Origin of the sequence: Zoogloea sp. (assembly GCF_041914405.1) — a bacterium.
GTDB lineage: Bacteria > Pseudomonadota > Gammaproteobacteria > Burkholderiales > Rhodocyclaceae > Zoogloea.
Genome location: NZ_JAYSDK010000004.1, coordinates 95,310 through 112,712, shown reverse-complemented (window position 1 = coordinate 112,712; position 17,403 = coordinate 95,310). Strand labels below are relative to the sequence as shown.

Below are 17,403 nucleotides of genomic sequence, written 5' to 3'. Positions count from 1 at the left end.
ACCAACGGGTGATACCAGCATTGCAGCGTAAGTCAGTATGAAAAAAGCTCCTCAGGGAGCTTTTTTCATAATTACTCCCCCGCTTATTTATCACGATCGCCTTCCAGGCTTCCGACATGAACGATTTCGAATTTAATCCGGAAGAGCTCTTGCAGCAGTTGCGCGAACTGGACGAACACCCGCGCATAGAGGCAAAGTGGGGCAGTGAGATTGGTGGGTCTGCCATGCAGACCGTTTGCGCTTATGCAAATGAGCCCGGGCTGGGTGGCGGCTATCTGTTGCTCGGTATCGCAGAGCCGGATGAGGTTCATTCGGAATTCTGGGTGGCCGGTGTTACGGATAGCGACAAGCTACTCAATGATCTCCAGGGCAACTGCCGGGATCAGTTTGAACAGCCGATTCCAGTCCACGCCAGGGCTGCTGTGCTTGAGGGCAAGCGTGTGCTGGTGATCTTTGTTCCGGAATTGGAACCAGGGGCCAAGCCGTGTACTTTCAAGGGCAAATTCGACAGCAAGAACAAAAAGAAAACGGGTATCTGGCGACGCGGTTTGAATGGCGATTACGAGTGCGGTCAGCTGGAGCTGGAGCCCATCCTGCTGGCAAAAAGCGGTCTGGGATTCGAGCAGATCGTGCCCAGAGATGCGGAGTGGGACGACCTTGATCCTGCTGCCATCAGCCTGTATCGAACCCTCCGGCAAAAGGTGCGGCCACATGCCGAAGAACTGCTGGCCGATGACCCGGATATGCTGCACGCGCTCCACTTGGTAAGGCGAAGGGATGGCGCATGGGTGCCCAACATTGCCGGCCTGCTGCTGCTCGGAAAGCCCCTGGCTCTGCGTCGGCTATTGCCCGCCATGCGCGTGGATTATGTCCGGATCAATGGTACCCAGTGGGTGGAAGATCCGGACCAACGTTTTGCCACCACGCTCGATATCCGGGAGCCCTTGATTCGGCTGATTCCCAAGCTGGAAGCAAGCATTCTCGACGATATGCCCAGGCATTTTCGTCTGCGGGAGGGGGATACGCAGCGCAGTGACGAGCCCCTCCTGCCACAAAAAGTCATTCGGGAGGCCATCGTCAACGCGGTGATGCACAGGGACTACCAGGTTAATCAGCCGATATTGGTCGTGCGCTACAGCAACCGCCTGGAGGTCCGCAATGCAGGCTATTCGCTCAAGCCGACAGCAACATTGGGTGAAATGGGCTCCATCCAGCGCAACCCCTACATTGCCTCGGTTCTCTACGACCTGGACTTTGCAGAAACCAAAGGGTCAGGTATCCGCACCATGCGGCGCCTGCTTCAGAAGGCCAGGCTGACAGCCCCTGTGTTTGCCAGCAGCAGCCAGAGCAACCAGTTCACGGCAACCTATCTGCTTCACCAGTTGCTGGATGCCGATCAATTGCGCTGGCTGCAGCAATTCACTCATCTTGAGCTTAGTGATGATGAAGCCAAGGCGCTGATATTGGCCCGGGAGACCGGCGCTGTAGACAATGCCGGTTTGCGAGCCATTACGGATCTGGATACGCTGGCTGCAAGTCAGGTCTTGCGCAGACTCCACCATCAGCGTCAGTTGCTGGCACAGGGAGGCGCGGGGTCAGCAACGTACTACCAGTTGCGGGACTTGCCCGACCTGCCTCTGTTTGACGGTCCAAACGCAGGTGAGCTCCCACCAAATACGGGTGACCTCCCATCAAATACGGGTGACCTCCCATCAAATACGGGTGACCTCCCCCAAGAGCTTCACGATGCCATCGCTGCGCTCGGCCCCAAAGCGCGCAGGGACAAGCTCTGGCCGCTCATCGTCTGGCTGTGTGCGATCAGACCCCATAGTGCTGAGCAACTGGCATCCCGATTGGGGCGGCAGGTCAATGCACTCAAGTCCTCGCATTTGAACGCACTGCGTGAGCAGCAGGGTTGGCTTCAATACACCCACCCGGAGGTGGTGAACCATCCTCAGCAAGCCTACGTCGTGACCGATGCAGGTCGGGCTTGGCTCGCCCACATATCCGTTACGTGAGCCTCGCGCATTGCATGCGATGAGCGAACTGATCCTTTACCGGACGGACAAAGGACAGGCACAACTTACGCTACGGACCGAGGATGTCAGCGTCTGGCTAATCCAGCTCGAAATTGCGGAGTTGTTTGCTACTGAACGGGCCAAGAAGACCGCCGCCTTAGAGCACTATGAGCTGTTTGATGCCCAACGGAGGCATGGAGATGTAGTTGCGGCGTATCTGGAGAGTCTGCTGATGCGGGGAAGAGGCGAAGAAGGAGATAAAGGACTGAGAGCGCCTGAGCTCGCATTGATCTATGCAAATGTGCTTTTCTAGTAGCTTCCCCACTATTGGTATCCATTCTTTAAAACACAGAAGAAGGCTGGTATTAATAGTGATTTGACAAACTTTCCTTTACTGATAGTGTGCTTGATGAGCAGCGTACACAAATTCTCGGGCATTAAAGTAATTCTCAAATCGATCTATAAGATTGGTGACAAGTGTTTGTACTTGGTTCAATCTCCTTCTAAGGTCTTCACACCTATCACGCTCGCCTATGCTTGACGGACTTTCTCGTCCGTGTGCGATGGCATTCCTTTTTTCAACCAATTCGTCAACCAATGCTCGGTCAGAAACAGACAGCGCAAATCCAGTGATGCCCAATGCTAATATGATGTCATCGATTGTTTTGGCCCAAATGTTCTGAACAATGTCTGCAAAAAGAGATTCGTCTATACCGTGAAACTTGTTTTCCTCTACGGCTAAGAAAAACTCTCGGACACGGCAGAGTGCGTTTTTATAGCCGCTATCTTTAAGTGATTTCCATTGTTTTGACATGGAAATAACATTGAAAGGTAGGGTTACATGGCAATTTTTTGGTTGGAGTCCTCCGATTTTTGATAATAAATTTTGAAGTGAATCATTAGTTGCTTTCTCTAAAGCTCCATATAATTGAACGTAAAATAGACCGCGCATGATCTTTACCTCTTGAGGAACAGGTTGTCCTGCGGGTGGCTCTAATGTCGTAATGTGGTTAAGGTAAACGAGAACCTCGTTAAACCGCTCGGTAGCAATCCTTCTGGCTGCATTGAATGTCACTGCTGACAGTCCTTTTGTACTAGGGAAAGGCGCTCGATTAGCATCTTCCGACTATTCGTGGCGCCAGTTGTCAGCCTTTTTAGCTTTGGACTATCCAGCAGAGCCTTGAGCTTCTCAGGGGATATTGACTTCTTGCCAGCAATTGCTAACGCTGTACCAACACTAATTGCCTCAAAAAGGACTATCGGCGTAGTGTTTTTACGAGGGGTGCGAACGATTCCATCAGGCAAACTACTGTTCAGTACTTTGAACGTTGAATTGAATATTGTTCTTAATTCTTTCGTATTCTTGAAGGACGAAGTCTTGCGCTCCATATAGTTGTTGAGAAAGCCTTCGACACTATGAACGAACTTATCTTGGTCCTCGTAATATGCGAAGAATTTTAAGACCAATTCTTCGAGGCTGCCACTACGTTCTGCATCCTTTGGCAATTTGATGACATTTCGGAAGTCTTCGTTCTCGGCGCAAGTTTTGATAAAGTCATTGAACGGTCCAAGGAAGATGCAATTCCGGATTTCCTGTGGATGTAACGTAATGCCGCCGGTATTAAGGCGCTCAAACAAATCAAATCGAACTCCAAAATCACTGCGGTCATTTAGAACAGTTACCCTGATTGGACGGGTGAGAAACATCATTTGAACCGATTTTGGAAGGTCTTCAAATATCAAGCCATTCATTGTTGTCAGTTTTTCAAGGCCAGTTAGTCGTAGTTTACTTCCTTGAGAGTTAATCTCTTCGATCTGTTCAGATGTGCCGATGAAATTTATGATCGTAGTTAGCCGCTGCAGTCCATCAATGACTTCCCACGATGAGTCTCTGTTTGTTGCCATAAATAGGCTCGGGACAGGTATCCCAAGCATAAGCGATTCTATTAGTTGAGACTGTCGTTCAGGGTTCCACTTAAAATGACGTTGATATTCAGGAGCGATATCGATCATTTTCTCCATAAGCATATCAACTAGTTGCCGAACAGCAAGGTCATAGCTGTCAAAAGCAACGCTACGACGATTATTATTAAGTTGATCTTGAATGCTTTCGACATTCATCTCTTTGCTCCTCTTGTCTTGTCTATCCGTGGTTTTGCAGTACATGTAATGGAATCATACTGCTTTCTTTTATTTGAATCGTGCGAAGCATTGTGGGTGTCTTCGGAGTCAGTTTTGCACTGCATGTGTATCGTGTGATGGATGGAGGGCAGAGGACAGCATTGGCCGAGATGCCTTCATTCAATGCATCCAAGGCCATTCGTTGAGTGCTGGGCTGTCTGCAGGGGGCGATGAAGAGCGAAGGGCCATTAATCGTGACGATGGGACCGAACTGACTTGTGGATATTTTAGGGAGATATTTCCACGATCTCCGCCACGAACGCTGTGGCGTCCTTCACTTCCCTCGCGCGGCATCCGGCGAGCTCCATGCAATCTGATTGACATAATCTACCCCTCTCTCCCAGAATCCGCTTCGCACAATTTCGTGCCAATGTCATGAATCGGCAAGCCGAGAAGGAGCGAGAGGATGACCCAGAATGTGATTTCACTGCCGCTGTCTGCGGAGCAGATCGACCTGGTCCAGAAAGCCCTGGAGGTGCTGGAGCAGCAGTTGGCGGGTTTGATTTCCCTGTCGGTGGATCAGCGGCGTGAGCTGAGCAAGATGGGCCCCAAGTCCGAGATGTTTGCGCGCAAGGCGTATGACGTGATCGCCCAGTCTCCGGAGATTCTGCCGGGGACTTTCGATCTCAAGGAGTTTGGCGCGGACATCCAGGCGCTGGATCGCCTGCGTCCGGTGCTGGCCCGTCTGACCGCGCTGACCCAGCGTGGGGACGACACCGAGATGGCGCTGGGCAGCGACATCTACGGCGCGGCGCTGGAGGCTTACCGTTTTGCCAAACTCGCGGGCAAGGGCACGGCGCTGGATGAACTCCGCGCCCAGGCGTCGACGCGTTTCAAGGGGCAGAGTCGGCGTCGCGATGAAACGGGTGCCGTTCCGGCCTGATGGTCCTCGCTTGCAGGGGAGTGCGCGAGGTTCGGATTGAGACCCGTGTTGCACTGGGCGGCACGGGTTTCAATTTTTGGGAAGCCAGCCTCCTCCGGACATGAGTGGGTTTCCATCAGGGGTGAGCCAGCTCATGTCGCAGCCTCTAGCGCTTCGCTCCGAGGGAAGTGGGCTTCAATCACGGGATCAAAAGTTCAGCTCCGAGGGAAGTGAGTTCAAGTCCCGGCATCAAGCGTTCGGCTCCGGGCATCGAAGGTTCAAGTCGGGGGGGCGAGCGGCCAGGTCTGGCGCGTTTTATCCGCGGGCATGTCAGGCGGGCCGGGCCTTCCCGTCCTTGCCGCCGCCCCGCCCGCCTTGCTTGAGCATTCCGCTATTTCCCAATCTCGTACCGCAATTCCACCATGCTGCTCCCCATCTGGCGAACTGACATCAGCCGCAGCGTTGGGCTCAGGACGCGGCGTGGGAAGATCTGTTTCCCCTTGCCGAGTGTCACGGAGCCGACCTGGATGATGATTTCATCGAGCAGCCCGGCGTCATGAAATTGCCCGGCCAGGTCTCCGCCGCCGACGATCCAGATGTTCTTCGACCCCGCTGCGGCGCGCATCTGCTGGTGCACCTCGCGCACGTCGCCTTTGACGAAGCGGATGTCCGCTGCTTCCACGACGGGGAGCTGGCGGGTGGTGAATACCCAGGCCGGCTGCGTGTAGGGCCAGGGGGAGCCGGTCTCGGCGGCCACCTGGTCGGCGTTGCGGAGCATCCATTCATAGGTGGAGGACCCCACGGCCAGCGCGCCGACTTCGGCGATGAAGGCGGGATAGCTGGACGCGTTCAGATCGCCAAGGGGAAACAGCCATTCCAGCGAGTCGTCCTCGGTGGCGATGAAGCCATCGAGACTGGAGGCGGTGTAGTACTGGGTCTTCATGATTCACCTCTTGGGTCATGCTCAGGCCACCACCAGCCGCAGCACGGTGATTTCCGACGGCGCGCCGAAGCGTTTCGGCGGCCCCCAGTAGCCGGTGCCGCGGCTGGTATAGACCTGCAGGCCGCCGTGGCGGTGCAGGCCGGCAGTGAAGGGCTGCTGCAGGGGCACGAAGAAGTTCCACGGCCAGAACTGGCCGCCGTGGGTGTGGCCGGAGAGCTGCAGGTGGAAGCCGGCGGCGTCGGCGGCAGGGGCCGAGCGCGGCTGGTGGGCGAGGAGGATGCGCGGCAGGTCGGCGGGGCTGCCGGCCAGCGCCGCATGTGGGTCGCTGGCGTGGGCGGCGTCGAAGGCGCCGGCGGAATAATCGGTCACGCCGGCCAGCACGAAGCGGGCGCCCCGGTGGTGGATGACTACGTGGCGGTTGTGCAGCCCGCGCAGGCCGATGCGCTCAAACTCGCGCATCCACGGCGCCGCACCGGAATAGTATTCGTGGTTGCCCGTCACGAAATAGCTGCCATGCCGGCTCAGCAGGCCACCCAGCGGCGCGGTATGGGCGCGCAGCTGGTCGACGCTGCCGTCGACCACGTCGCCGGTGATGGCGACGAGGTCGGCATCCAGTTCATTGACGCGGTTCACGATGGCCTGCACGTAGTCGCGCTTGATCGTCGGCCCGACGTGGATGTCGCTGAGCTGCACGATGGTGAAGCCGGCCAGTTCCGGCGGCAGGTCGGCCAGCGGGATATCCACGCGGACGATGTCGGCCAGCCGCCGCGCATTGAAATAGCCGACCAGCGTGAACAGGCTGGCCAGCCCGACGACGGCGAGGGCGCTCGGCTCGGCCAGCGACGGCGCATCGGCGATCAGCAGGGCGACATCGCGCAGCACCGTCAGTACCAGCACCGAGGACAGCCAGCCCATCGCCAGGCTGCTCAGCCAGGCGAGCCGGTCGGCCAGCGCCTGGCTCACGACAAGGAAGCGCCCCAGCAGGCCGAGCGGCATGAGGCCGGTGGACAGCACCAGCCCGCCGATGGCCAGCGTCAGGCCGGCCGGGCCCAGGTCGAGGGGCGGCAGCAGCCGCCAGCCGATGTAGGCGTGCAGGGCGCCGATCAGCGGCAGCATGCGCCACAAGGCGCGGCGCAGGTGGCTGGGCAGGCGCGTGTGGCTGTGTGCAGGCGCTGTCTCGGTGCGGGTTTGGGGCATGGGGGGCATTCCGTTCTGGTTGTCTCAGGCGGTGCCGGAGGGTTGATCGCTGTTGCCACCGGTGTTCTCCGGTGCTTCGACCTTGCTCGGCGCACCGCAGTTGCCCCAGCGGCTGTGGAAGCGGCCCTTGAGCTGCTGGCGCTCTTCCGGCGTCAGGCTTTCCCACTGGGCCCGGCGCTCGCGCCAGTGGCCGTGGCAGCCGCCGCGCAGCCCGCCGAAGAGGATCCGGCTGAGCACCAGCACGCCCAGCGCCTGCCAGTAGCCGATGCGCGAGACGCCGGTAAACAGGTCGGGCAGCAGGCAGTTCCACAATTCCATGACGACCCAGGTGAGGGCGCCGACGCCCGCCACGGCCAGCAGGCCGATCTTGATGCAGCGCGACACGCAGCTGGATTTCTCGGTAGAGCATTTCATCTTGGTGGTTTCCCGTTCAGTTTCGTTCGTCGTAAAGGGGCTGGAGGCGCTCGCGCAGGTGCAGCACCGCCTGGCGCTTCCAGCCGAGCAAGGTGTTCAGGGGGACGCCGCTGTCGGCCGCCATGTCCTTGAAGCTGCGCCCGTCGATCTCGTGGCCGATGAAGGTGTCGCGCGGCCCCGGCGGCAATTCGTCGAGGGCCGCCGCGATGGCTTCCAGCCACAGCCGCCGCAGATGCGCCGCCTCGGGCCCGCCGTCGCTGGCCGGTAGCGCGTTGTCCAGCCAGTGCGTGTCGTCGTCGCCGTCCTCCGGCCCGGCGAGCGGCAGGGGCTCGTCGCGCCGCTTGCGAAAGCGGTCCACGATGCGGTTGCGCGCCACCCGGAACAGCCACGCGCCAACCTGCTCGATCGGCTGCGGCAGGCGCCAGGCCTGGACCAGCTCGAAAAAGACATCCTGCAGGATGTCCTCCGCCTCGCCCGAGTCCGGCACCCGCTGACGGATGAAACTGCCCAGCCGCCCGCTCTCGCGGGCGATGGTTTCAGTCAGGCGTCGGTCCTGCTCGGCCATCGGCGTGGGCTCTTCGTGGGGCAGAGGAAGTGAAAACGGTGCATCCATGCCTGGGGAGACGAACGGCAGGCGGGGATATTGTGGGGTGGGGGAAAAATAGTTGCTTATCAGAACTTCGCATAAGCGCAGCCCTTTCCGCGCAAGGTTCGCCCAAGCCCTGCGCGTTATCATCAGCGCCCCTTCATGACGTTTCCGAGCCCCGCGCCATCATGTCCCTGATTCCCCGTCGCCTGCCCCTGGCCGTGTTTCTTGCCGTACAGATGCTGATGCCCGCTGCGGAGGCCGCGGGGAAAACCGAGGCGGTCGTGCCGAAGGCGGAGGCCGAGGCGGGCGGGTTTGCGTCGTACCGGCTGGCCAATGGCTTCAAGATCATCCTGGCGCCGTTTCCGTCGGCGGCGAGCGTGCGGGTGGAGTTGCTGGTGAAGACCGGCAGCAAGCAGGAGGGCTATGGCGAGACGGGCATGGCGCATCTGCTGGAGCACATGCTGTTCAAGAGCGCCGGCCCGCGCGCCGACCTGAAGCGGGATCTGACCGCGCTGGGGGCGACGTGGAACGGCACGACCTCCACCGACCGCACCAACTATTTCGAGGTGGTGGCCGCCGAGCCCGAGAAGGTGGACGAGGTGCTGCGCCTGGAGGCGGACCGCTTCATCCGCGCCAGCTTCACCAAGGCCCATCTGGCCAGCGAGATGACGGTGGTGCGCAACGAGCTGGAGCGCAACGACACCGATCCGGGCAGCGTGGTGATGCGCGCGCTGCAGCGCCAGTCCTATTTCTGGCACGGCTACGGGCGGCCGACCATCGGCGCGCGCAGCGACATCGAGGATGCGCCCTTCGAGGCGCTGCAGGCCTTCCACCGCAAGCATTACCGGCCGGACAACGCGGCGCTGATTGTCACCGGCAATTTCGACGCCCAGCGCGTGCTGGCGCTGGCCAGCCGCCTGTTCGCCGAGGCGCGCAACCCGGCCGAGCCGAAGCCGGCCACGTGGACGCGGGAGGAGCCGCGCGCCGTCATCAACCGCAGCGAGCTGTTCCTGCCCGCCGGCACCACCATCGCCGCCAGCGGCTGGAAGCTGCCGGGCATGCGCGACCGCAGCCTGTACGCCTTCGATCTGGGCGTCAGCGCCATCTGCGCGCAGGACTGGGGCAGCCTGCGCAAGGACCTGGTGCTGGAGCGCAAGCTGGCGGTGTCGGCCCAGTGCCGTACCCAGATCCAGCCCGATTACAGCCTGCTGGTCGGCAGCGCCTCGGCGGGCAAGGACGCCGATGCCGAAGCCCTGGGCCGCGCGTTGCGCGAGCACCTGGAGACGGCGGCGCGCCAGGGCATCAGCCAGGAGCAACTGGAGCGCGCCCGCCAGGCCGAGCTGAACGGCTACGAGCGCCTGGCCAGCAACCATGAGAGCGTGGCCAGCCTGCTGTCCCGCGCCGAGGTGGCTGGCGACTGGCGCCTGTTCTTCTGGCAGCGGGACCGGGCCCGCGACGTGACGCTGGACGAGGTGAACGCGGCGCTGCGCAAGTGGGTGGTGCCGACCAACCGGGCCGATGTGCTGCTGCGCCACGGCGACAAGCCGGAGGTGCCGGCGAGTTCCGCCGCGCCGTCCGCGCAGGAACTGGTCGCCGGCGGCAACTGGCCGGCGTTGGCTCAGGCCAGCGACCCGATTCCCGCCAGTGCGGCGGAGCTCGCCAAGGCCAGCGTGCCGGTGCCGCTGCCCAGCGAGATGGCCAAGGCCGTGCTGATCCCGCGCAAGACCCAGGGTGCGCTGGCGTGGATCAGCCTCAACAACGACTACGGCAACACCCAGGCCTTCACCGGCCGCCGCGTGGCCTGCAACTTCGGCAGCAGCCTGCTGGCCTATGGCGGCGCCGGCCTCAACCGCGACCAGCTCGATGCGAAGCTCGAAGCCCTGCAGGCCCAGTGGTCCCTGAGCCTTGGCGAGATCACGCTGGAAGTGCCGCGCAAGAACGCCGAGGCCGCGCTGGATATCCTGCTGGCGGTGTGGGCCAAACCGAGCCTGCCGCAGAACGAGTTCGAGCGCATGAAGGCGGCCTCCATCGCCCGCCTGGAGGCCGCGTTGAAGGACCCGGCTTCCGTCGCCTCCAGCCAGGTCGCGCTGCGCTTCGACAACTACCCGGACGAGCATCCCAACCAGCCCTGGTCGCTGGAGCGCCAGCTGGCCGCGGTGCGGGCCGCCACCTACGAGCAGGCCCGCCAGTGCGTCGCCGACCTGCATGGCGTCGGCCGGCTGCGCCTGGCGGCGGTGGGCGACTTCACGCCGGCCGACGTGCAGGCGGTGTGGGGCAAGGTCGCTCAGCTGCCGAAATCCCCGGTGCCCTACGAACGCATCCGCGAAGAGGCGGCGCCGGCCGCCGTCGATACAGCGCCCATCGTGGTGAGCATGCCGGCCAAGCCGAACGCCTCGGTGGTCGGCCAGGCCCTGCTGCCGATCACCGACGATTCACCGGATTTCCCGGCGCTGCGCATTGCTGCCAAGGTGCTCGGCGGCGACGCCGACAGCCGCATCTGGCAGCGCCTGCGGGAGAAGGAAGGCCTGGCCTATGGGGCCGGCGTCAGCCTCGCCGGGCGCAGCTTCGACCCGCGCAGCAGCTTCCGGCTGCAGGCCTCGGCGGCCAGCCCGCAGGCAGAGGCCGCGTTGGCCAGCCTGAAGGCCGAGCTGGCGCGTGCCTTGAAGGACGGTTTCAGCGAGCAGGAAGTGGAACGCGCCAAGCGCACCTGGCTGGAGGAGCGCAAGACCGGGCTGCGCAATGAGAAGGGCTTTGTCGGCGTGCTGTCCGCCGGCCTGGAAAACGGTCACGACTACGCGTGGATCGCCCAGTACGACGCGCAGATTTCCCGCCTCAGCGCCGCCGACGTGACCGCGGTATTCCGCAAATACCTGCAGGGCGCGCCGCTGGTGTGGTCGGTCGGCCGCGGCGAGTAGGCGCGCCGTCGCCAAAGCCGTTGAATGTAGGGGCGAATTCATTCGCCCGTGGACTCCGTTCCTGCGACCAAGGGCGAATGAATTCGCCCCCACGACAGCCGCAGGCTAGCTGTGGATGGCGCCCAGGTAGTGCGCCATGTAGTCCTCGAAGCTGCCTTGCTGCTCGTATTCCAGCCTGGCCTGGGCGGCCAGGGAGTCGCGGGCGGCCTGTTCGAAGCGGGCTTCCGTGGCGGCGTCCAGCGGGTGCTGGCGGAACCACTCGGCGTGGCGCTCGGCCTGGCGGCGGCCGAAGGCGAACAGGCTGATCTGGTCGTCCTGCAGGCTCTTCAGCACCTGGGCAGACGGGGTCAGCGACACGTCTTCCAGCTTGGCCCGCTGGGCATCCAGTGCGCGGCGGTGCTGGTCGTGGCCGAAGGCGGCATCGAGGCGGTCGGCACAGGCGCCGATGCGCTCAAGCAGTTCCAGCCCCCATTCCTTGAGGCCGATCGGCTTGCCGTGGCGCTTCAACTGCAGGCCCGGTTTGCGCCCTTCATTGACGCTGCGCGCGAAGTTGCCGGTGCATTCGCCGCATTCGCCGGAGATCAGGCCGGGGCCGTCCTCCAGCGCGCAGAACAGCAGGAAGGCGTCGAGGAAGCGCGTCTCGGTGAGGTCGATGCCCAGCGGCAGGAAGGGGTTGAGGTCCAGGCAGCGGACTTCCACGTACTGCACGCCGCGGGCGCCCAGCGCCTGCAGCGGCCGCTCGCCGCTGTTGATCACGCGCTTGGGGCGGATTGTCGAGTAGTACTCGTTCTCGATCTGCAGCACGTTGGTGTTGAGCTGCACCCACTCGCCGTCCCGCTGCGTGCCGACTGCGGCGTAGGGGGCGTAAGGCGTGGTCACGGCGCGGCGCAGGCTGTCCAGGTAGCTGTCCAGGCTGTCGTAGCAGGGCGTCAGGCTGGCCTGGGCCTCGCTCTGGTAGCCCAGGTCGCTCATGCGCAGGCTGGTTGCCCACGGCAGGTACAGGGTTTCGGCGTCCAGCGTGTCGAGGCGGTGCGGCTGGCCGCGGAAGAAGCTGGCGCCCACCGCCGGCGAGGCGCCGAACAGGTAGGGCAGCAGCCAGCTGTAGCGGCGGAAGTTGCGGATCAGCGCGATGTAGCAGGCCGATTGCCAGTCCTGCGCGGAGCGCGTGTCGCCTTCCTCCTGCTGCAGCAGCGGCCACAGGGCCTCGGGCAGGGAGAAGTTGTAGTGGATGCCGGCGATGCACTGCATCGTCTTGCCGTAGCGCACCGCCAGGCCCTTGCGGTAGACGTGCTTGAGCTGGCCGACGTGGCTTTTGCCGTAGTCCGCGATGGGAATGGTGGCTTCGTCCGGCAGCCGGCACGGCATGGAGTTGGGCCACAAGCGCTCTTCGCCGAGGTGGGCCTGCACGAAGCGGTGGATGGCGTCCAGCTCGTCCAGCGTGTCGGCGGCGTCCTCGCGGGCGTCGGTGATGAACTCCAGCAGCGCTTCGGAGTAGTCGGTGGTGATCTGGGTGTGGGTCAGTGCCGAGCCGAGGGCCAGCGGGTGGGGCGTCAGGGCCAGGTCGCCGGCGGGATCGACGCGCAGGCTCTCCCGCTCCACGCCGTGTCGGCAGTGACGCAGCAGATCGTGCTGGTCGGCACGGTCGAAGAGGGCCAGGCGGCGCAACAGGGGATCGCTCAAAAGTCGGATTCCTAGGGGCAGATTCAGTCGGGGCGGATGGGGCGGCCGGGTCGCAAGGGCGCTGACCCGGCGCGGCTTCATCCTCCAGTATCGGGCGGCATTATGAAGTAAGCCGGTGTATGCACGCTTATTGTGCGCGCTCTATGCGGAGCTGGGGACTGGGGGTTCCCGCAGTGGGATAGCCGGGCGCCGCGTTGGTTCCCGGCGCAAGGGGCGTCGTGACGCAAAAAAAGCCTCCGCGCCGGGGCCGGCGGGGAGGCTGAGGAGATGCGGATGCCGGGGCATCCGCGTCAGGGATCAGGCCTGGGCGGGTTGCAGCTGGGCTTCCGCTTCGATCAGCGAGCTGGCGCGGGTGTCGCGCATGAACCAGCACACCAGCAGCGTGCAGGCGATCACCGCGGTGGCGTACCAGTAGAAGCCGCTCTCCAGCCCGGACTGCTTGAACCACAGGGCGATGTATTCCGAGGTGCCGCCGAACACCGACACCGCGAAGGCGTAGGGCACGCCGACGCCGGTGGCGCGGATCGACGCCGGGAACATCTCGGCCTTCACCAGCGCGTTGATGGAGGTGTAGCCGGACACGATGAGCCAGGCGCAGGCGATCAGGCCGAAGGCTTCCCACGGGCCGCTGGCGTGGCGGATGGCGGTCAGCAGCGGCACGGTGAACAGGGTGCCGAGCAGCGCGAAGCCGACCAGCAGCGGGCGCCGGCCGATACGGTCGGACAGCGCGCCGTAGAGCGGCTGCAGGCACATCGCGAAGATCAGCGAGGCGGCCGACACGGCGGTGGTCTGCGCGTCGGTGAGGCCCACGGACAGGCGCAGGAACTTCTGCATGTAGGTCGTATAGACGTAGAAGGCCAGCGTGCCGCCCATCGTCAGGCCGACCACCAGCAGCACTTCGCGGGGGTGCTGGGCGAGCTGCTTGAGGCCGCCCATCGACGCGGCCTTCTTGCGGGCGTTCTCGAAGGACTGGGTTTCCGGCAGGTCGTGGCGCATACGCAGGGCCAGCAGGGCCAGGCCGGCACCGACCACGAAGGGGATGCGCCAGCCCCAGGCGCGCAGCTGTTCGGCGTCGAGCAGGAAGTTCTGCAGCACGAGCAGCAGCAGCAGGGCCAGCAGCTGGCCGCCGATCAGCGTCACGTACTGGAAGCTGGCGTAGAAGCCGCGATGGCGCGAGTCGGCCATCTCCGACAGGTAGGTGGCGCTGGCGCCGTATTCGCCGCCGAGGCTGAGGCCCTGCAGCAGGCGGGCGATCAGCAGCAGGATCGGCGACAGGATGCCGGCGGTGGCGTAGGTGGGCGCACAGGCGATCAGCAGGGAGCCGAAGCACATCAGCAGCACCGACAGCATCAGCGCCACCTTGCGGCCGTGGCGGTCGCCGATGTGGCCGAACAGCACGCCGCCGAGGGGGCGGATGAAGAAGCCCAGCGCGAAGATGCCGGCGGTGGACATCATCTGCGCGGTGGGGTCCTGGGCCGGGAAGAAGGAATTGGCGAAATAGAGGGCGAAGGCCGCGTAGCAATAGAAGTCGAACCATTCGACCAGGTTGCCCGCCGAGCCGACGATGATCGCGCGCAGGCGTTGCCCGCTGATGCGCTCGCCGCGGGCCGCCGCCAGCGGGCGCTCCAGGGCCAGTTGTGCCGTGCCAGTGCTCATGTCTTGTCTCCTGTGGAACCGCGTCTGCCCCCGGATGGAGGTTCGCGTTATGGAGCGAGTATCCGCAGGCGGCGGGGCGGGCACATCCGCAGCATTCACCCCCGGTCCCTCCGTAAAACTACGCAGAGCGCGTCTGTCTGCCCCGTTGTGGGCGGCAGACGCGCTATCGTTGACGCTCCCGAATGCCGCTGCCGCGATGACGCCGACCGCCCGTTTTTCCTTCCTGCGCCACTGGCGCTGGGGCCTCGCCGCCCTGGCCGCGCTGCTGCTGATCGTCGCGGTCGGGCGCTGGGCGGAGAACCGCGAGTTCCAGCTCAAGGCCGCCACCCTGCGCCAGGCCGCCGCGGCGCATGCGCTGGGCCTGCGCGGCATCGTCGAGAAGCACGACTACCTGCCCTACGTGGCGGCGCGCCATCCGGACGTGCTGGGCCTGCTGCTCCACCCGGCCGATGCGGCGCTGCCGGACCGGGTCAATCGCTATCTGGCCGACCTGCAGCAGCGCACCGGCGCCGCCGCGTTGTTCGTCGTCGATGCCCAGGGGCAGACGCTGGCGGCCAGCAACTGGGGCACGCCGACCAGCTTCGTCGGCCAGTCCTACCGCCAGCGGCCGTATTTCGAGGACGCGCTGCAGGGGCGGCGCGGGCTGTTCTACGGCCTCGGCCTGACCACCGGCCAGCCCGGCTTGTTCATCGCCGAGCCGGTGCGCAGCGGGGCGGCCATCGTCGGCGTGGCGGTGGTCAAGCTGGGGCTGGAGCGGCTGGAGCAGACCTGGTCGCGCAGCGTCGATCCGGTGGTGCTGCAGGACAGCCGCGGTATCGTCTTCCTGAGCTCGGTGCCGGAATGGCTGTACCACAGCGACCGGCCGCTTGAACGTGCCGACCTGGACTGGCTGCGCCAGCATGGTCAGTACGGTGCGCGGGAGCGTTACGAGCGCCTGCCGTGGCAGCTCGAGCGCAATGGCGACGGGGACGGCTTCACCTTGCAGGCCAGCCTGCAGAACCGCCGCAAGGACTATCTCGCGGTGCAGACGACGTTGCCGGAGCTGGGCTGGACGCTGACCGTTACCAGCGATCTGGTGGAGGTCCGCCAGGCCCGCCAGGAGGCGCTGGTCATCGCCACGCTGGCCGCTGCGCTGCTGCTGCTCGGCGTGCTGTACTGGCGCCTGCGCGAGAAGCGCTATGCGGAGCAACGCCAGGCCCGCCTCGAACTCGAACGCCGCGTGCAGGAACGCACCCACGACCTGCAGGAAGCCCACGCCTTCCGCAAGGCGATGGAGGATTCCCTGCTGATCGGCATGCGCGCCCGCGACCCGCAAGGCCGCATCATCTACGTGAACCCGGCCCTGTGCGAGATGGTCGGCTACAGCCAAGAGGAGCTGCTCGGCTGCATGCCGCCTTACCCCTACTGGCACCCGGACGACCTCGACAAGCACATGCGCGAAAGCGACGACGCGCTGCAGGGCCGCGCCGCGCCCCATGGCTTCGAGTCGCGCATCCGCCACCGGGACGGCCACGATGTGATCACCATGGTCTATACCGCGCCGCTGATCGATGCCGAGGGCGAGCACCAGGGCTGGATGAGTTCGGTGGTGGACATCACCGCCCAGAAGCAGGCCGAGGCCCGCCAGCGCGAGCAGGAGCGCCAGCTGCAGCGCAGCGCGCGCCTCGCCAGCGTCGGCGAGATGGCGTCCACGCTGGCCCATGAACTCAACCAGCCGCTGATGGCGCTGTCGAACTTCGCTGTCGCCGCCCGCGCGATGATCGGTCATTGCCCACAGGACATGCTGGTCACGGCCCTCGACGAGATCGTCGAGCAGGCCACGCGGGCCAGCGAGATCGTCAAGCGCGTACGCGCCTTCATCAATCCCCAGCGGGGGAGCTACGAGGGCTTGGCCATCGACGGCGTGATCGCCCACTCGCTGGCACTGCTGCAGCCCGAGCTGCAGCGCGGCCACGTGGCGGTCCGCAGCGTGCTGGCGGACGGCTTGCCGCCGGTACGCGGCGACCGCGTGCTGCTGGAACAGGTGCTGGTCAACCTCGTCCAGAACGCCGTGCAGGCCATGCACGACACGCCGCCGGCGCGGCGTCGCATCGAGTTGACCGCCCGCCAGGCCGGGCCGGCCGTCGAGGTGACGGTGGCCGACAACGGCCCGGGCATCCCCGCCGAGCAGCTGGAGCAGGTCTTTTCGGCGTTCTTCAGCACCAAGTCCGATGGCCTGGGGCTGGGCCTCAACATCTGCCGCACCATCGTCGAGGCCCACGGCGGCCATCTGGCGGTGGCCAACCGTCCCGGCGGCGGGGCCGCCTTCACCTTCACCTTGCCGACAAACCCATGAAAGACACGCCGCTGACCCTCTACGTGGTGGACGACGACGAGGCCCTGCGCCGCTCGCTGCTGATGCTGCTGTTCTCCCAGGGGCTGGCGGTGCAGGCGTTTGAGTCCGGCGAGGCCTTCCTGAACGCGGTGGACATGCGCCAGCCCGGCTGCGTGATCCTCGACCTGCGCATGGGCGGCATCAGCGGCCTGGAAGTGCTGGAGCGCCTGCGCCTCGGCCACAGCCCGCTGGTGACGCTGTTCCTGTCCGGCCACGGGGATATTCCCACCGCGCTGGAGGCGATGCGCAACGGCGCCTACGACTGGGTCGTCAAGCCCGACACCCAGCAGCTGCTGCAGAAACTGCCCGCCGCGATGGCCGAGGCGCGGGCCCGCAGCACCGCGCTGCGCCTGTGGGCCGAGCTGACCCCGCGGGAGCGGGAGGTCGCCCGCCTGGTCGGTGTCGGCCAGCCCAACAAGGAGATCGCCCGCCTGCTGGTGCCGCCGTGCAGCCCGCGCTCGGTGGAAACCCACCGCGCCAACCTCTTCGCCAAGCTGCAGGTGGCCAACGACAACGAGCTGGGACGCTGGCTGGCGTCCCATCCGTGGCTGGCCTGAGCGGCGGAAGCGCCGCG

General features: G+C 64.2%; 14 protein-coding genes. 6 read left to right on the top strand and 8 right to left on the bottom strand.

What is annotated here, in order from left to right:
- The first annotated feature begins 116 nt into the window (after nucleotides 1-116).
- Entirely contained in the window at nucleotides 117-2,018 is a 1,902-nt protein-coding gene (locus tag ACE3RX_RS03800) for an ATP-binding protein (RefSeq protein WP_374480480.1), read from the top strand.
- 19 nt (nucleotides 2,019-2,037) lie between these two features.
- Entirely contained in the window at nucleotides 2,038-2,331 is a 294-nt protein-coding gene (locus tag ACE3RX_RS03795) for a hypothetical protein (protein ID WP_374480478.1), read from the top strand.
- A 78-nt stretch (nucleotides 2,332-2,409) separates the two neighbouring features.
- Here ACE3RX_RS03795 and ACE3RX_RS03790 read toward each other — a convergent pair whose 3' ends face one another.
- Both ACE3RX_RS03790 and ACE3RX_RS03785 read right to left on the bottom strand, forming a co-directional pair.
- On the bottom strand, nucleotides 2,410-3,093 hold the full coding sequence (locus ACE3RX_RS03790) for an MAE_28990/MAE_18760 family HEPN-like nuclease (protein WP_374480476.1): 684 nt from the start codon (nucleotides 3,091-3,093) through the stop codon (nucleotides 2,410-2,412).
- Complete coding sequence (locus tag ACE3RX_RS03785) at nucleotides 3,090-4,139, bottom strand: DUF262 domain-containing protein (protein WP_374480474.1); 1,050 nt, start codon at nucleotides 4,137-4,139, stop codon at nucleotides 3,090-3,092. Before ACE3RX_RS03785 ends, ACE3RX_RS03790 begins: the two co-directional genes overlap by 4 nt.
- Before the next feature lie 466 nt (nucleotides 4,140-4,605).
- Between ACE3RX_RS03785 and ACE3RX_RS03780 the strand changes: the two genes are divergently transcribed.
- A complete protein-coding gene (locus ACE3RX_RS03780; RefSeq protein WP_374480472.1) occupies nucleotides 4,606-5,082 on the top strand; it encodes a hypothetical protein in 477 nt (158 codons plus the stop codon).
- Nucleotides 5,083-5,452: 370 nt separating this feature from the next.
- Here ACE3RX_RS03780 and ACE3RX_RS03775 read toward each other — a convergent pair whose 3' ends face one another.
- Genes ACE3RX_RS03775 through ACE3RX_RS03760 form a run of 4 tightly spaced genes read right to left on the bottom strand, consistent with a single transcriptional unit; the run spans nucleotide 5,453 to nucleotide 8,228 of the window.
- On the bottom strand, nucleotides 5,453-6,004 hold the full coding sequence (locus ACE3RX_RS03775; RefSeq protein ID WP_374480470.1) for a dihydrofolate reductase family protein: 552 nt from the start codon (nucleotides 6,002-6,004) through the stop codon (nucleotides 5,453-5,455).
- Between the two features lie 21 nt (nucleotides 6,005-6,025).
- Complete coding sequence (locus ACE3RX_RS03770; protein ID WP_374480468.1) at nucleotides 6,026-7,201, bottom strand: metallophosphoesterase; 1,176 nt, start codon at nucleotides 7,199-7,201, stop codon at nucleotides 6,026-6,028.
- Between the two features lie 24 nt (nucleotides 7,202-7,225).
- Nucleotides 7,226-7,615, bottom strand: coding sequence for a hypothetical protein (locus ACE3RX_RS03765; protein WP_374480466.1), 390 nt, complete (start codon nucleotides 7,613-7,615; stop codon nucleotides 7,226-7,228).
- Nucleotides 7,616-7,631: 16 nt separating this feature from the next.
- The gene (locus ACE3RX_RS03760) at nucleotides 7,632-8,228 is read right to left on the bottom strand and encodes an RNA polymerase sigma factor (protein WP_374480464.1); all 597 of its coding nucleotides are present in this window, start codon (nucleotides 8,226-8,228) and stop codon (nucleotides 7,632-7,634) included.
- Between the two features lie 161 nt (nucleotides 8,229-8,389).
- On the opposite strand from ACE3RX_RS03760, the gene ACE3RX_RS03755 reads away from it, so the two are divergent.
- Nucleotides 8,390-11,119: a M16 family metallopeptidase gene (locus ACE3RX_RS03755; protein WP_374480462.1), complete on the top strand. Its 2,730-nt coding sequence runs from the start codon at nucleotides 8,390-8,392 to the stop codon at nucleotides 11,117-11,119.
- A 105-nt stretch (nucleotides 11,120-11,224) separates the two neighbouring features.
- Here ACE3RX_RS03755 and gshA read toward each other — a convergent pair whose 3' ends face one another.
- Together gshA and ACE3RX_RS03745 are read right to left on the bottom strand one after the other, a co-directional pair.
- Nucleotides 11,225-12,799 carry a glutamate--cysteine ligase gene (gene gshA / locus ACE3RX_RS03750; protein WP_374480460.1) on the bottom strand — a complete coding sequence of 525 codons (1,575 nt, stop codon included), beginning with the start codon at nucleotides 12,797-12,799 and terminating at the stop codon, nucleotides 11,225-11,227.
- A gap of 297 nt (nucleotides 12,800-13,096) precedes the next feature.
- Nucleotides 13,097-14,455 (bottom strand): MFS transporter, encoded by a 1,359-nt coding sequence (locus ACE3RX_RS03745; RefSeq protein ID WP_374480458.1) that lies wholly within the window; start codon nucleotides 14,453-14,455, stop codon nucleotides 13,097-13,099.
- A 169-nt stretch (nucleotides 14,456-14,624) separates the two neighbouring features.
- Here ACE3RX_RS03745 and ACE3RX_RS03740 point away from each other — a divergent pair, with 169 nt between their 5' ends.
- Together ACE3RX_RS03740 and ACE3RX_RS03735 are read left to right on the top strand one after the other, a co-directional pair.
- Nucleotides 14,625-16,790, top strand: coding sequence for an ATP-binding protein (locus tag ACE3RX_RS03740; protein WP_374480456.1), 2,166 nt, complete (start codon nucleotides 14,625-14,627; stop codon nucleotides 16,788-16,790).
- Entirely contained in the window at nucleotides 16,787-17,386 is a 600-nt protein-coding gene (locus ACE3RX_RS03735; protein WP_374480454.1) for a response regulator transcription factor, read from the top strand. Before ACE3RX_RS03740 ends, ACE3RX_RS03735 begins: the two co-directional genes overlap by 4 nt.
- The last annotated feature ends 17 nt before the right edge of the window (nucleotides 17,387-17,403 follow it).

Coding starts and splice junctions, on each gene's coding strand:
- ACE3RX_RS03780 (WP_374480472.1), top strand. CDS start 4,606: ATGACCCAGAATGTGATTTCACTGCCGCTGTCTGCGGAGCAGATCGAC.
- ACE3RX_RS03795 (WP_374480478.1), top strand. CDS start 2,038: ATGAGCGAACTGATCCTTTACCGGACGGACAAAGGACAGGCACAACTT.
- ACE3RX_RS03735 (WP_374480454.1), top strand. CDS start 16,787: ATGAAAGACACGCCGCTGACCCTCTACGTGGTGGACGACGACGAGGCC.
- ACE3RX_RS03765 (WP_374480466.1), bottom strand. CDS start 7,615: ATGAAATGCTCTACCGAGAAATCCAGCTGCGTGTCGCGCTGCATCAAG.
- ACE3RX_RS03800 (WP_374480480.1), top strand. CDS start 117: ATGAACGATTTCGAATTTAATCCGGAAGAGCTCTTGCAGCAGTTGCGC.
- ACE3RX_RS03770 (WP_374480468.1), bottom strand. CDS start 7,201: ATGCCCCAAACCCGCACCGAGACAGCGCCTGCACACAGCCACACGCGC.
- ACE3RX_RS03760 (WP_374480464.1), bottom strand. CDS start 8,228: ATGGATGCACCGTTTTCACTTCCTCTGCCCCACGAAGAGCCCACGCCG.
- ACE3RX_RS03745 (WP_374480458.1), bottom strand. CDS start 14,455: ATGAGCACTGGCACGGCACAACTGGCCCTGGAGCGCCCGCTGGCGGCG.
- ACE3RX_RS03755 (WP_374480462.1), top strand. CDS start 8,390: ATGTCCCTGATTCCCCGTCGCCTGCCCCTGGCCGTGTTTCTTGCCGTA.
- ACE3RX_RS03785 (WP_374480474.1), bottom strand. CDS start 4,139: ATGAATGTCGAAAGCATTCAAGATCAACTTAATAATAATCGTCGTAGC.
- ACE3RX_RS03775 (WP_374480470.1), bottom strand. CDS start 6,004: ATGAAGACCCAGTACTACACCGCCTCCAGTCTCGATGGCTTCATCGCC.